General features: G+C 71.3%; 14 protein-coding genes. 12 read left to right on the forward strand and 2 right to left on the reverse strand.

Annotated elements, in window-relative coordinates; genetic code table 11:
• Positions 1–243: 243 nt before the first annotated feature.
• The 3 genes from rapZ to whiA all read left to right on the forward strand — a co-directional run bounded on the left by rapZ (position 244) and on the right by whiA (position 3,570).
• On the forward strand, positions 244–1,140 hold the full coding sequence (gene rapZ / locus AB0M36_RS22280; protein ID WP_364160429.1) for an RNase adapter RapZ: 897 nt from the start codon (positions 244–246) through the stop codon (positions 1,138–1,140).
• Between the two features lie 23 nt (positions 1,141–1,163).
• A complete protein-coding gene (locus AB0M36_RS22285; RefSeq protein WP_364160431.1) occupies positions 1,164–2,480 on the forward strand; it encodes a 2-phospho-L-lactate transferase CofD family protein in 1,317 nt (438 codons plus the stop codon).
• A gap of 109 nt (positions 2,481–2,589) precedes the next feature.
• Positions 2,590–3,570, forward strand: a complete 981-nt coding sequence (gene whiA / locus AB0M36_RS22290; protein ID WP_130511592.1) for a DNA-binding protein WhiA — start codon at positions 2,590–2,592, stop codon at positions 3,568–3,570.
• Between the two features lie 25 nt (positions 3,571–3,595).
• On the opposite strand, the gene AB0M36_RS22295 is transcribed toward whiA, so the two are convergent.
• On the reverse strand, positions 3,596–6,040 hold the full coding sequence (locus AB0M36_RS22295; protein WP_364160371.1) for a glycoside hydrolase family 3 C-terminal domain-containing protein: 2,445 nt from the start codon (positions 6,038–6,040) through the stop codon (positions 3,596–3,598).
• Positions 6,041–6,760: 720 nt separating this feature from the next.
• Here AB0M36_RS22295 and gap point away from each other — a divergent pair.
• The 5 genes from gap to AB0M36_RS22320 all read left to right on the forward strand — a co-directional run bounded on the left by gap (position 6,761) and on the right by AB0M36_RS22320 (position 10,650).
• On the forward strand, positions 6,761–7,756 hold the full coding sequence (gap, locus tag AB0M36_RS22300) for a type I glyceraldehyde-3-phosphate dehydrogenase (RefSeq protein WP_364160373.1): 996 nt from the start codon (positions 6,761–6,763) through the stop codon (positions 7,754–7,756).
• Between the two features lie 5 nt (positions 7,757–7,761).
• Positions 7,762–8,958: a phosphoglycerate kinase gene (locus AB0M36_RS22305; RefSeq protein ID WP_364160375.1), complete on the forward strand. Its 1,197-nt coding sequence runs from the start codon at positions 7,762–7,764 to the stop codon at positions 8,956–8,958.
• A 2-nt stretch (positions 8,959–8,960) separates the two neighbouring features.
• The gene (gene tpiA / locus AB0M36_RS22310) at positions 8,961–9,752 is read left to right on the forward strand and encodes a triose-phosphate isomerase (protein WP_364160377.1); all 792 of its coding nucleotides are present in this window, start codon (positions 8,961–8,963) and stop codon (positions 9,750–9,752) included.
• 97 nt (positions 9,753–9,849) lie between these two features.
• Positions 9,850–10,104: a preprotein translocase subunit SecG gene (gene secG / locus AB0M36_RS22315; protein ID WP_364160379.1), complete on the forward strand. Its 255-nt coding sequence runs from the start codon at positions 9,850–9,852 to the stop codon at positions 10,102–10,104.
• A 204-nt stretch (positions 10,105–10,308) separates the two neighbouring features.
• Positions 10,309–10,650: an RNA polymerase-binding protein RbpA gene (locus AB0M36_RS22320; RefSeq protein WP_364160381.1), complete on the forward strand. Its 342-nt coding sequence runs from the start codon at positions 10,309–10,311 to the stop codon at positions 10,648–10,650.
• Between the two features lie 22 nt (positions 10,651–10,672).
• Here the strand turns inward: AB0M36_RS22320 and AB0M36_RS22325 are convergent, their stop codons facing one another.
• Entirely contained in the window at positions 10,673–11,290 is a 618-nt protein-coding gene (locus tag AB0M36_RS22325; RefSeq protein WP_364160383.1) for a GNAT family N-acetyltransferase, read from the reverse strand.
• 117 nt (positions 11,291–11,407) lie between these two features.
• Between AB0M36_RS22325 and AB0M36_RS22330 the strand changes: the two genes are divergently transcribed.
• The 4 genes from AB0M36_RS22330 to AB0M36_RS22345 are packed head-to-tail and all read left to right on the forward strand — an operon-like array spanning position 11,408 to position 13,398.
• A complete protein-coding gene (locus AB0M36_RS22330) occupies positions 11,408–11,959 on the forward strand; it encodes a hypothetical protein (RefSeq protein ID WP_364160385.1) in 552 nt (183 codons plus the stop codon).
• A gap of 16 nt (positions 11,960–11,975) precedes the next feature.
• Positions 11,976–12,557: a sigma-70 family RNA polymerase sigma factor gene (locus tag AB0M36_RS22335; protein ID WP_364160387.1), complete on the forward strand. Its 582-nt coding sequence runs from the start codon at positions 11,976–11,978 to the stop codon at positions 12,555–12,557.
• Entirely contained in the window at positions 12,554–12,934 is a 381-nt protein-coding gene (locus tag AB0M36_RS22340; RefSeq protein WP_364160389.1) for a hypothetical protein, read from the forward strand. The genes AB0M36_RS22335 and AB0M36_RS22340 overlap by 4 nt, the downstream gene beginning before the upstream one ends.
• Before the next feature lie 56 nt (positions 12,935–12,990).
• Complete coding sequence (locus AB0M36_RS22345; protein WP_364160391.1) at positions 12,991–13,398, forward strand: VOC family protein; 408 nt, start codon at positions 12,991–12,993, stop codon at positions 13,396–13,398.
• The last annotated feature ends 117 nt before the right edge of the window (positions 13,399–13,515 follow it).

Genomic DNA, 13,515 nt, shown 5'->3' on the forward strand with positions numbered 1-13,515 from the left:
TGTGTCTGCACGCCGGGCGTTCGTCGATGGCTGGTGAACTGGGGAAAGGCGGAATACCGGCGGTCTAAGCCGTCGTTGGCTGGGACGGGTGAATTCTGGCGTTGGCCGGTCGCTCGGGCCACCCGGATCGGGTACCGGACATGATGTCCGGCGGCCTCCTGCCGGGCGGTCGGCCTAGGATGCAGTGTCCACCCGGCCGGGTGGGGCAGCCGTGCGGTGCAGGAGGAGTGCGTGACCGAGTCGATGCCGGAGTTTGCTCCGGAGCCGTCGCCCGACGAGGCCGCTACCGATCTCGTGGTGGTGACCGGGTTGTCCGGTGGCGGTCGCAGCACGGTCGCCCGCGCGTTGGAGAACGTCGGCTTCTATGTTGTCGACAATCTTCCTCAGGCGTTGATGCTGGACATGGCTCAGCTCGCGTTCGAGGCGGGCGGCGCCGCGCGGCGTACGGCGATGGTGCTGGACGTGCGGAGCCGGGCGTTCTCCACTGACCTGGCCGGTGCGGTGCGGGCGCTCAAGGAGCGAGGGTTCTCGCCGCGGGTGGTTTTCGTCGACGCCGACGACGAGGTGCTCATCCGGCGGTTCGAGTCGGTACGCCGTTCGCATCCGTTGCAGGGCGACGGGCGCCTTGCCGACGGGATCGCCGCCGAGCGTAAGTTGCTCGAGGAGGCGCGTGAGCAGGCTGACGTGATCATCGACACCAGCCACCTCAACGTGAACCAGCTGCGTCGCCGCGTCGAGGAGTTGTTCGGCGGGGAGGATGCGCGCAAGCTGCGGATCACCGTGTTGTCCTTCGGCTTCAAGTACGGCCTGCCACCCGACGCCGACTATGTGATGGACGCCCGGTTCCTGCCTAATCCCTTCTGGGTGCCGGAGCTGCGTGATCACACCGGCCTGGAGGAGGGTGTCAGCACCTACGTCCTGGGGCAGGAGGGCGCGAACGACTTTGTCGCCACGTATGCCGGGCTGATCGCGTCGACCGCGCCGGGCTTCGAGCGGGAGGGCAAGCGCTATCTCACGGTGGCGGTCGGATGCACCGGGGGTAAGCACCGTAGCGTGGCCATCGCCGAGGAGTTGACGACTCGTCTGCTGGATATCCGGCTGTCCGCCCACTCGTCGCATCGCGACCTGGGCCGGGAATGACCGCGGATCCCGCCGGGCCGTCGATGGACGCGCGCCGGCCGATCAAAGTGGTGGCCTTCGGCGGCGGCCACGGCCTGGCCGCGTCGCTCAAGGCGCTGCGGCTGTGCTCTCCCCAGCTGGAGCTCGACATCACCGCGGTCGTCACCGTCGGCGACAACGGGGGGTCGAGCGGGCGGCTGCGGGCCGAGCGGGATGCCCAGCTTCCCCCTGGGGATCTGCGGATGGCGCTGGCCGCGCTCGCCGACGACGACCCCACACACCAGACGACGGTGCGGCTCATGCAGCACCGGTTCGCGCCGGTCGGCAACCCAGACCGCCGCCAGCTCGCAGCGGACCTGACCTCGACCGGCAACACCGAAAGCCGCACCGGAGCACCAGGGCCCGACAACGCGCGGATGCCCGACAGTGCGACGCCGACCGGCAACACCGCCGAAAGCCGCGACGGAGCACTAGCGCACGACAACGCAGCAGGGCCCGACAACGCGTCGCCGACCGGCAACACCGCCGAAAGCCGCGACGGAGCACCAGCTCCCGACAACGCACCAGCGCCTCAACAAGCCGGAGCGTTCCAGGAAGCGGACGCGAACCCCGAAGGCATGTCCGGCTGGGGAGACGTCGACCGCCGGATCGCCGCCGTCGGCGGCAAGCACGACCCACTCGCCGGCCACGCCGTCGGTAACCTCCTCCTGCTCGGCCTCCTGGAGCTCATGGACGACCCCGTCGACGCCCTCGCTCACGCCGGGAACATGGTCGGCGCGAAGGGGCGGGTGCTGCCCATGGCCTGTCACGCGGTCGGGATCGAGGCCGATGTCCGCGGCGCGGATCCGGCGCGGCCCGGGGACGTCGTGACCGTCCGGGGGCAGCATGCCGTCGCCGTCGCGTCCGGGCATGTGGAGGCGTTGCGGATCGTTCCCTCGTCGCCGCCGGCCTGTGCGGCGGCGGTGGAGGCGATCGGGGACGCCGACTGGCTGATTTTCGGGCCGGGGAGTTGGTACACCAGCGTGCTTCCCCATCTGCTGGTGCCCGAGTTGGCGGCCGCGATCGTGGCGAGTCCGGCCCGGCGGCTGGTCACGATGAACCTTGCCGCCGACAACGAGACGCTCGGGCTTTCCGTGGCCGACCACCTGGCCACCCTTCACTGGTATCTGCCGGAGTTGCACGTCGACGTCGTGCTCGCCGACGCCAAGTGGGTGGGGGAGCCCGATCCGGTGCATCGTGCCGCCGAGGTGCTGGGGGCGAGACTGGTTCTGGCTCCGTTAGCCGTTGCGGACGGCAGTCCGAAGCATGATCCTGAGTCGTTGGGCACAGCGCTGGTGCCGCTCCTGGGCCCCGATCGTTAAGCAATCTGGCGATGGGATCGTTAGGCACCGGGCGATGGGCCGTTACGACGGGCCGGCACGACACAGACCGCGTTACAAGATCGCAAGAACAGCATGAGGTGACTTCGAGATGGCGATGACGGCAGCGGTCAAGGACGAGCTGAGTCGGGTCGATGTACCCAAGCCGTGCTGCCGCCGTGCGGAGATGGCCGCTCTCCTGCGTTTCGCCGGCGGCCTGCACATCGTCTCCGGGCGGGTGGTCGTCGAGGCCGAGCTCGACACCGGCGCCGTCGCGCGGCGGCTGCGGCGCGAGATCGCCGACGTGTACGGGTACCCGAGCGAGGTGCACGTCCTCGCCTCCGGCGGCCTGCGCAAGGGCAGTCACTACATCGTCCGGATCGTCAAGGACGGTGAGGCGCTCGCGCGGCAGACCGGCCTGCTCGACGTCCGGGGCCGGCCGGTGCGTGGCCTGCCCCCGCATGTCGTCTCCGCCAACGTGTGTTGCGCCGTCGCCGCGTGGCGGGGGGCGTTCATGGCGCATGGCTCCTTGACCGAGCCCGGTCGTTCGAGCGCCCTGGAGATCACGTGCCCGGGACCGGAGGCCGCCCTGGCCCTGCGCGGCGCCGCCCGGCGCATCGGCATCACCGCCAAGGAACGCGAGGTGCGCGGCGTCGACCGGGTCGTGATCAAGGACGGGGACGCGATCGCCGCGCTGCTCACCCGCATCGGCGCGCACGCGAGCGTGCTCGCCTGGGAAGAGCGTCGGGTACGCCGGGAGGTCCGCGCGACGGCGAACCGCCTCGCCAACTTCGACGACGCCAACCTGCGCCGCTCCGCCCGTGCGGCCGTGGCGGCGGCGGCCCGGGTGACCCGCGCTCTCGAGATTCTCGCCGACGAGGCCCCGAACCATCTGACCTCGGCCGGCCGACTGCGGCTGGAGCATCGCCAGGCCAGCCTGGAGGAACTGGGTGCGCTCGCCGACCCGCCGCTGACCAAGGACGCCATCGCCGGCCGGATAAGGCGCCTGCTCGCCCTCGCCGACAAGCGCGCCCGCGACCTGGGCATCCCCGACACAGAAGCCGCGGTCACCCCGGAGATGATGGCCTGCTAGGCGCCAGGAAGCCGGGCGGCCTGCATCAGGAGAAGCGGGCGGCGGCCTCCTCCACCTGCGGTTCGGTGATCGGGAATCCGGGGAAGCGGGACAACCGCCGCAGCGGGATCGCCCGCATCATCTGACCGTTCGTCGGGTCGAAGAACATGACCTCGACGAGCACGTCGCCCAGCCGTTCGCGCAGCCAGGCGCCGGCCGCCGGGTGGGTCAGCCAGGCGTCCATCGTCGCCTCCGGGGTGAGTGGGGTCGTCAGGTCGTCGCCGGGCAGCTCGATCGTCGTCTCCAGGCGGATGTCGCGGGACGACGCGCCCACCCGGATGCCGAAGGCGCCTCCCTCGACGGTCCATCGCCGCAGGGTCGGGTGCCAGTAGGCGAATGCCCGGTCGTCGAGCGTCACCGTCACCGCCTCGCTCTGGCCCGGCGGCAGGGTGAGCCGGGCGAAGCCGCGTAGCTCCTGCTCGGGGCGGTAGACGCCGGCCTCGGGGTCAGTCACGTACACCTGGACGACCTCGGTGCCGGGCCGCGCGCCGGTGTTGGTCACCGTCAGCGTGACCCGCACGCGGCGGCCGTCCACGGTCACCGCGAGGTCGTCATAGGCGAAGGACGTGTAGGACAGCCCGTGCCCGAACGGGTACGCCACCGGCAGCCGGTGCGCGTCGTACCAGCGGTAGCCGATCAGCAGTCCCTCGCCGTACCGGACGTGGCCGTGTTCGCCGGGGAAGGCGCCGATCGTCGGGTTGTCCTCATAGCGCACCGGGATCGTCTCGGCGAGCCTGCCCACAGGCGTGGCCGTGCCGAGCAGCAGGTCGGCGGTTGCCGTGCCGCCGGCCTGGCCGAGGAGCCAGCCCTCCAGCACGGCACCGGCCCGCTCTTGCCACGGTGTCACGGTCACGACCGAGCCGTTCGAGAGCACCACGACGACTCGCGGATTGGCGTCGGCGACCGCGTGCAGCAGTGCGATCTGGTGCGAGGGCAGGTCCAGGTGGGTGCGGTCGTAGCCCTCTGACTCGTCCGCGGGCGGAAGCCCCAGGAACACGACGGCCACCTCGGCGCCGGCGGCGGCGCGGACGGCCTCGGCAATAAGTCCGGGGTCGCCGGCGTCCGCGTCCGCGTCGCCACCACCGCCGGAAGCACCAGCAGCACCAGCACCAACGGCAGCGGAGGCGTCGTCGGACGGACCGCCGGCGGAAGTGGAGGTGGAGGCGGCAGCGGAGGTCGAGGTCGAGGCGGCGGTGGAGGTGGAGGCGGCGGTGGAGGCGGCGGTGGAGTTGGAGGTGGAGGCGGAAGGGGAGGCCGCCGGGATGGTGAAGCCGGGCGCGAAGAGGACCTCGCGGGTGCCGTCGAGGGCGTCGCGCAGGGCGTCCAGCGCGGTGTCCACGCGGGTCGGGTTGACCTGCGAGGAGCCAGTCCCCTGGAACCGGGGCGTACGGGCGAACTCCCCGATCACCGCGATCGGCCCGCCGGTGCGCGCGAGCGGCAGGATGCCGTCGTTCTTGAGCAGGACCGCGCTGGCAGCCGCCGCCTCCCGGGCGAGCGCGTGGTGGGCGCCGGCGTCGAAGGTCTGCCCCGGCCTGAGCGCCGGCAGGGCGCGGTTGAGCAGTTCGAGGACCCGGGTGGCGGCCCGGTCGACGTCCTTCTCGCTCAGGGTGCCGGCGTGCACGGCGTCCAGGATGACCCGGGTGCCGGCCCCGCCGGAGGACGGCATCTCCAGGTCGAGGCCGGCCGCCACGCCCGCGTCGCGGCGGTCGACCGCGCCCCAGTCGGAGACGACCAGCCCCTGGAAACCCCATTCATCGCGCAGGACGCCGGTGAGCAGCCAGGGATCCTCGCTCGCGTACGTGCCGTTGATCCGGTTGTAGGCGCACATGACCGTCCACGGCTGTGACCGGGTGACGATCCGCTCGAACGCCGGGAAGTAGATCTCCCGCAGCGTCCGCTCGTCCACGTCGGCGGAGACCGTCATCCGGTCGGTCTCCTGGTTGTTCGCCGCGAAGTGTTTCAGCGAGGTGCCGACGCCCTGGCTCTGCACGCCGTCGACCAGCGCCGCGCCGAGTTCGCCGGCGAGCAGCGGGTCCTCGGAGAAGTACTCGAAGTTGCGCCCGCACAGCGGCGAACGCTTCATGTTGACGCCCGGCCCGAGCAGCACGGCCACCTCCGCGGCACGGCACTCGCGGCCGAGGGCCACGCCGATGCGGGTCAGCAGCTCCGGGTCCCAGCTCGAGGCGAGCCCCGCGGCGGGCGGGAAGCAGGTCGCCGGAACGCTGTCGTTCAGAGCGAGGTGGTCCGCCTCGCCGGCCTGCTTCCGCAGGCCGTGCGGCCCGTCGGTAACCGTCACGCTGGGGATTCCAAGGCGTTCCACGGATTGGGTACGCCAGAAGTCGGCGCCATCGAGCAGGGCGGCCTTCTCCTCGAGCGTGAGTGCGCCGAGCAGAGCGGGGATGTCCAGAGATGCACCGGCATGGGGGGCCATACGGTCAGGGTAGGACGGCTACGAGCCCCCCGCCCGACTCAGCACCGTGCATAGACGCGGCCGCGGACTCGCGGCCGGCCGAGCGTCGCTCGCCCAGGCCAGGTGCGGCCATGCGGCCAGGCTCAGCGCCCGCGCCGATGGTGCGGGGCGGTGCGGGCGGCGGTGCAGGCGGGGCGGTGCCGGCGGGGCGGTGCGGGCGGCGGGGCGGGCGGCGGTGCAGCGGTGCCGCGCGGCGGTGCGGCGGGCGGTGCGGTGCAGCGTGGCGGTGCAGGCGGGGCGGCGGCCCGGCCCGGGCTGGCGGCGCGTTCCGGGCCGAGCTGATGTGGGTGTGCGGCGTGGCTCGGCCACCCACCACTCCGGGCCGGCGCTGGGGTGCGGCCCGGAGCACGACGGCGCTTCCTGCCCTGATCAAGTGCGGTCGGTGTTGCTTTTGTGAACTCCTGTGCGCGTACCCATGAAGGAGCCTGAAGAGCGACAACCCACAACCCTGAGGTAACGATAAGGTTGCGCCCCGACGCGAGGGCGACCGAGCTTCTCGGCTAGGGTCTTGGGGGACGGCGACGGTGCCGGCAGCACGGCCGGACGCGCCGGGACGCCGCGACCGACGCGGTATTTCAACGGCAAGCGCGGCCCACTCATCGCCGGCCTTCGAGCCATTGGCCGGCACGCTCACCTCCGCCGGTCGTAGTGCCCGGCGGACCGAAACGAGGAGATCGACCTGTGACCATCCGGGTTGGCATCAACGGCTTCGGCCGTATCGGCCGTAACTTCTTCCGGGCCGTGCTCGCCTCCGGCGCGGACATCGAGATCGTGGGCGTCAACGACCTCACCGACAACGCCACGCTGGCTCATCTGCTGAAGTACGACAGCATTCTGGGTCGCCTGCCGCACGAGGTGAAGGCCACGGCCGACGAGATCACCGTCGGTGGCAAGACCTTCAAGGCGTTCGCCGACCGTGACCCGGCCAACCTGAAGTGGGGTGACATCGGCGCCGACGTGGTCATCGAGTCGACCGGCTTCTTCACCGACGCCACCAAGGCCAAGGTGCACGCGGACAACGGCGCGAAGAAGGTCATCATCTCGGCGCCGGCCAAGAACGAGGACATCACGATCGTGATGGGCGTCAACGACGACAAGTACGACGCCGCGAAGCACAACGTCATCTCCAACGCGTCCTGCACGACCAACTGCCTCGCGCCGATGGCGAAGGCCCTGCACGACGCGATCGGCATCGAGCGCGGTCTGATGACCACGATCCACGCCTACACCCAGGACCAGAACCTGCAGGACGGCCCGCACAGCGACCTGCGCCGCGCCCGCGCCGCCGCCCTCAACGTGGTGCCGACCTCGACCGGTGCCGCCAAGGCGATCGCCCTGGTCATGCCGGAGCTCAAGGGCAAGCTGGACGGTTTCGCGATGCGCGTGCCGATCCCGACCGGCTCGGCCACCGACCTGACCTTCACCGCGTCGCGGGAGACCTCGGTCGACGAGGTCAACGCCGCCGTCAAGGCCGCCGCGGAGGGTGCGCTGAAGGGCTACCTGGTCTACACCGAGGACCCGATCGTGTCGGCCGACATCGTCACCGACCCGGCGTCCTGCATCTTCGACGCCGGCCTCACCAAGGTCATCGGCGACCAGGTCAAGGTCGTCGGCTGGTACGACAACGAGTGGGGTTACTCGAACCGCCTCGTCGACCTGGTCAAGCTGGTCGGCTGAGTCACGTGAAGGCTCTCGACGACCTGCTCGGCGAGGGTGTATCGGGTCGGCGCGTGCTCGTGCGCGCCGACCTGAACGTCCCGTTCGACAAGACTGACGCCTCCGTCATCTCCGACGATGGCCGGATCCGGGCCGTGCTGCCCACCATCACCGCGCTGCGCGACGCGGGCGCCCGGGTCATCGTGTGCTCGCATCTGGGCCGCCCCAAGGGCGCGCCGGACCCGAAGTTCACGCTCGCGCCGGTGGCCGAGCGCCTCGGTGAGCTGCTCGGCAACCCCGTGGTCATGGCCGATGACACCGTCGGCGTCTCGGCGTCGGAGGCCGTCGCGGCGCTGCTCGACGGCCAGGTGCTGCTGCTGGAGAACCTGCGGTTCAACGCGGGGGAGACCTCGAAGGACGACGCCGAGCGGGGCGCGTTCGCCGACCAGTTGGCGGCGTTCGCCGACGCCTATGTCGACGACGCCTTCGGCGCGGTGCACCGCAAGCACGCCTCGGTGTTCGACGTGCCGGCTCGGCTGCCGCACTTCGCCGGTGGCCTGGTGCGGCGCGAGGTCGAGGTGCTGCGGCGGGTGACCGAGAGCCCGGAGCAGCCCTATGTGGTCGTGCTCGGCGGCTCGAAGGTCTCCGACAAGCTCGCCGTGATCAAGGCGCTGCTGCCGAAGGTCGACAAGCTGCTCGTGGGCGGCGGCATGTGCTTCACGTTCCTCAAGGCCCAGGGTCACGAGGTCGGCAAGTCGCTGCTCGAAGCCGAGATGATCGACACCTGCGCGTCGCTGCTGGCGGAGGCCAACGGTCGGATCGTGCTGCCGGTGGACGTTGTCGCGGCGGACGCGTTCTCCGCGGACGCCGAGCACGACATTTCCGACATTTCTGAAATTTCGCCGGACCGGCTCGGGCTCGACATCGGGCCGAGGTCGGTGGCGCTGTTCGCCGAGTCGATCGGGTCCGCCAAGACGGTGTTCTGGAACGGGCCGATGGGCGTGTTCGAGCTCGCGCCGTTCGCCGCCGGCACCCGGGGCGTGGCCGAGGCGATCACGAAGATCGACGGCTTCTCCGTGGTCGGCGGCGGCGACTCGGCCGCGGCCGTGCGCACGCTGGGCATCGACGAGTCCGCGTTCGGGCACATCTCGACCGGCGGCGGCGCGTCGCTGGAATACCTCGAGGGCAAGACCCTGCCGGGTCTCGCCGCGTTGGAGAGCTGAGCATGGCGGACGTCACCCGCCGGCCGATCATGGCCGGCAACTGGAAGATGAACCTCAACCACCTCGAGGCGATCCTCCTGGTGCAGAAGCTGGCCGCCAGCCTGACCGAACAGCAGCTCACCGACGTCGAGGCGGTCGTGCTGCCGCCGTTCACCGACCTGCGCAGCGTGCAGACGGCGATCGACGGCGACAAGGTGCGGATCGGGTACGGCGCCCAGGACCTCTCCCAGCACAAGGGCGGCGCGTACACCGGGGAGATCTCCGGCGCGATGCTGGCCAAGCTGGGCTGTTCGTACGTGGTGGTCGGGCACTCCGAGCGCCGCGAGTACCACGGCGAGGACGACGCCCTGATCAACGCGAAGGTGAAGGCGGCGCTCGCCAACGAGGTCACGCCCATCCTCTGCGTGGGTGAGGGGCTGGAGATCCGCGAGGCCGCCGGCCAGGTCGCGCACTGCAGCGCCCAGCTCGACGGTGCCCTCGAGGGGCTCAAGGCCGAGCAGGTCAAGAACATCGTCATCGCGTACGAGCCGGTGTGGGCGATCGGCACCGGCAAGACCGCGACGCCCGACGACGCGCAGGAGGTGTGCGGCGCCATCCGGGCGCGGCTCGCCGAGAAGTACGGCGCCGAGACTGCCGACGCGGTGCGGATCCAGTACGGCGGCTCCGTGAAGGCGGCGAACATCGCCGCGATCATGGCGCAGCCGGACGTCGACGGCGCGCTGATCGGCGGCGCCAGCCTGGACGCCGAGGAGTTCGCCTCGATCGTCCGCTTCCGCGAGCACGTCCAGCGCTGACATCGAATGAGGGACCGGCCGCCCCAGGGCGGCCGGTTTTTCCCGCGCCCGCTATTGTGGTGGCGCTGCAGTGCCCTTCGAGAGGAATGACCGGACCATGCCGATCGGGTTCGCGTACACGTTGATCGTGTTGCTTATCATCACCAGCATCCTGCTGACCCTGCTGATCCTCCTGCACCGCGGCAAGGGCGGCGGAATGTCCAGCATGTTCGGCGGCGGCGTCACCTCCAGCCTGGCCGGCTCCTCGGTCGCGGAGAAGAACCTCGACCGCTACACCGTGCTGGTGGGCATCGTGTGGTTCGCGTGCATCGTGGGCCTCGGTCTCTGGCTCAAGCTCGCCCAGACCGCCTGATAGCGCATTGTTGGCGACCGTCTTCTTACGGTTTGTCAACAACCCTTCCTGAGGCCCCTGAGGGAGTCGTAGACTCTGCCGCGCGGTCCGGTGCGTCCGGGCCGCGCGGTTGTTTTTCCGCGTTGTTTCCTCCGCTGTTCCTCCCGCTCACCACCGCCGACCTTGGTTCGGCGATGACGCCCCTGAAAGACAGGAGTCACATCCGTGTCCAGTGGCAGTGCGATCCGCGGCAGCCGCGTCGGCTCCAGCCCGATGCGCCCCGATGAGCGCAGCGAGCCCGCGCCCCGGCGGGAGGTGGGATATTGGTGCGCTGCCGGGCACGAGATGCGGGTCCGGTTCGCCGCCGACGTGCACCCGCCCGAGACCTGGGACTGCACCCGATGCGGCCAGCCGGCCGGCCTCGACCCCGCCAACCCGCCGGGTCGGATGCGGGCCGAGCCCTACAAATCCCACCTTGCGTACGTGAAGGAGCGCCGCTCCGACGCCGACGGCGCGGCGATCCTGGCCGAGGCGCTCGCCAAGGTCCGGCAGCGCCGCGGCGAATAGGTGGCCCGGAGCTGACCGATCGTCACAGGGGCGTGGTGTCGCGTCCCAGGTAGGTCTCCGTGGCTGCCCCGGGCACGTGCAGCTCGACGAAGCCGAGCCGGTGATAGAACGCCCGTGCGGCGATGTTCGCGGCGACCATGCCCAGGTGCACCCGAGGCGCACCCGCGGCGCGCAGCCCCTCCAGGAACACCGCGATCAGTTCGCGGCCCCAGCCACGGCCCTGCCACTCGGACAGCAGGTCGATGTGCAGGTGCGCGGGATAGTCCGCCAGCTCGGGCACGATCAGATGCTCCGGGTGGTAGTGCAGGGCCAGCATGTCGTCGTCGGGTGTCACCGGCGGGTCGTTCGGCGGTGGATAGCGCCCGGCCGTCGCGGGCAGCCACTCGTCGCGGTAGCGCCGGGCGAAACGCGCGGTGTCGGCGGTGCCGAGCACGTAACCGACGGCGGCACCGGAGCCGTCGTCGAGGATGTGGGCGTGCTCGGGCTCCAGGACGACGTACGGGACGGCGAAGATGTCGCCCACCAGCGTGTCGGACGAGTACCGGCCCCGGGCGTCGCCGCCCGCGTCGGCGGTCCGCACGCAGATGTCGTAGACGGCATCGAGGTCACCCGGCCGGTACGCGCGGATCGCAGGCTGCACGGCGGAATTCTAGGCGGCCAAGATCTGTGATCCAGATCACCGTCCGGCCGCCAACCTTTTCCCCGGCCACGCGTCCCTCCCGGTGAGACCTTGTCGCCGAGCCGCTGGAGTTGCCTGATGCGTCTGAGCACCCGAGCCACCACATATACCGTCGCCGCGACGACCGTCATCCTGCTCGGCGGGGGCCTCGCCGCCACCGCGTTCGCGGACTCGGCCGGGCCGCGCCCGGTGCCGAGCGCGCAGCCCAGCTGGCCGGCCGACGATTCGGCCTGCGAGCCCGACGTGTCGCCGGCGCCGTCGCCCTCGGGTTCGGTGGTCAAGCCGATGGCGTCGCCGTCGTACCCGCCGTGCCCGTGGCCTGAGCCGTCGGGCTCGGTCGGCGCGACGCAGCCGTGGCCGTCGAGCTCGGCCGTCATGCCGGAGCCGTGGCCGTCGGGCTCGGCCGTCATGCCGGAGCCGTGGCCGTCGGGCTCGGTCGGTGCGCCGGAGCCGCTGCCGGAGTGCGCGCGGCCGACGGCGTCGGGTCCGGCCGAGACTCCGATGCCGTCGCCGTCGAGGTCCGTCGACTGCCCGTCGCCGATGCCGACCGAGGCTCCCGGCTCCGCATCCGTCACCGTCGCGCCCCCGGCGAGCCCGGGCCAGGTACCGTCGCCCACCCGGACCCGCTGATCCCCAGGCCGCGCCCATGACGCTCGCACTGCCCCTGCCTCACCCTCTGCTGCGGTGGTGGCGTTCCGTGCTGTCCGGCTCCCCGACGGCGGTCCGGGGCGCCTCGTCGGGGCCTCCGGCCATCAACGAGCTGTATCACGCGCGGCGGTTGCGGCTCGTCCGGCTGGCCGTGCTCATGGTCGACGACCTGGGCACGGCCGAGGACATCGTGCAGGACGTGTTCGCCGCTCTCTACCGGCGGCACGGCGCACAGCTGCGCAGTGTCGACGACCCGGACGCCTACCTCACCGCCGGGGTGATGAACGCGGCGCGCTCGGCGTTGCGGCGCCGGCGGACCGCCCGGGCCTACGCGCCGCCGGCGGCCGGGACGGCACCGGCCGCCGACGAGCGGATGCTGCGAAAGGAGGGGGACACCCAGGTGTTGGAGGCGCTGGGGAGGCTGACGGTGCGGCAGCGCCTGGTGGTGGTGCTGCGCTACTGGTCGGAGTTGTCGGAGGAAGAGATCGCGAACGCGCTGGACGTATCCCGGGGCACCGTGAAATCGACCGCGCACCGGGCGCTGACCCTCCTGCGGGGTCTGCTGGGGGAGCGGCAATGAGCGCGCTCGAGGGAAGGCTGCGCGCGGCGTTGGACGCCCGGGCCCGCTCGGTCACGGCGGAGGATCTGGCACCCGCCGTTCCGCCCACCGCGATGGCGCTCAGGCGGCGGTTTCCGGCCGGGTGGCGGCTCGGTGCGGCGGCGGTGGGGGCGGCCGCCGCGCTGGCCCTGGTAGGCCTCGCCGTGTTCCCCGCAGAGCACGACAGCCCCGTGCCGAGTCCGCCGGGAGCGCCCGGTGCGGTGTATCCGTCGGGCTCTCCCGGGTCATCGGATCCTTCTCCGTGGCCGGAGCCATCGCTGCCGTCGAGCCCGTCGCCGTTGATCAACGAGTTTCCGACCGGCGGTCCGGGGGACATTTCGCCCAGCACCACGCCGTGACCGGTCCTTCGGCTGACGTCTCCCCGGGCGGTACGCGTACCTGTCAGGATGGGCCGGTGAACTGGACCCTGGAAGTGGTGATCGTCCCGGTCTCGGACATCGACCGGGCGAAGGAGTTCTACGCCGAGAAGCTCGGCTTCGTCGTCGACCACGACACCGTGATCGGCGACGACGCTCGGATCGTGCAGCTCACGCCCCCCGGATCGGGCTGCTCGATCGTCATCGGCCGGGGCGCGGTGCCAGAGATGCCGCCGGGCTCGCTGAGGGGCCTGCAGCTCGTGGTGCCGGATATCAACCGGGCCCACGCGGAGCTGGTGGGGCGGGGTGTGGCCGTCAGCGACGTGCAGAAGCTGGGTGAGAACCCGAGCCCGACGCCCGATCCGCTGGACAACGTCGGGTTCCTCTTCTTCAGCGACCCCGACGGCAACGGCTGGGCGGTCCAGCAGATCTCCTCGCGGGCTTGATGGTCGCCAAGGGTCTGACTTAAGGAATCCGGGGCCGCGAACCTGACTGCAACCGTTGTGCGCCCGTTGTGCACTCGGCGGGGCGGCGTGGGGCCCGAAGAGGATGGCATGACGGAC

Source organism: Actinoplanes sp. NPDC051346, assembly GCF_040682215.1.
Lineage (GTDB): Bacteria > Actinomycetota > Actinomycetes > Mycobacteriales > Micromonosporaceae > Actinoplanes.

Bases quoted from the DNA above. Each gene is read 5' to 3' on its own strand.
- rapZ (WP_364160429.1), top strand. From the start codon at position 244: ATGCCGGAGTTTGCTCCGGAGCCGTCGCCCGACGAGGCCGCTACCGAT.
- AB0M36_RS22285 (WP_364160431.1), top strand. From the start codon at position 1,164: ATGGACGCGCGCCGGCCGATCAAAGTGGTGGCCTTCGGCGGCGGCCAC.
- whiA (WP_130511592.1), top strand. From the start codon at position 2,590: ATGGCGATGACGGCAGCGGTCAAGGACGAGCTGAGTCGGGTCGATGTA.
- AB0M36_RS22295 (WP_364160371.1), bottom strand. From the start codon at position 6,040: ATGGCCCCCCATGCCGGTGCATCTCTGGACATCCCCGCTCTGCTCGGC.
- tpiA (WP_364160377.1), top strand. From the start codon at position 8,961: ATGGCGGACGTCACCCGCCGGCCGATCATGGCCGGCAACTGGAAGATG.
- secG (WP_364160379.1), top strand. From the start codon at position 9,850: ATGCCGATCGGGTTCGCGTACACGTTGATCGTGTTGCTTATCATCACC.
- AB0M36_RS22330 (WP_364160385.1), top strand. From the start codon at position 11,408: ATGCGTCTGAGCACCCGAGCCACCACATATACCGTCGCCGCGACGACC.
- AB0M36_RS22335 (WP_364160387.1), top strand. From the start codon at position 11,976: ATGACGCTCGCACTGCCCCTGCCTCACCCTCTGCTGCGGTGGTGGCGT.
- AB0M36_RS22340 (WP_364160389.1), top strand. From the start codon at position 12,554: ATGAGCGCGCTCGAGGGAAGGCTGCGCGCGGCGTTGGACGCCCGGGCC.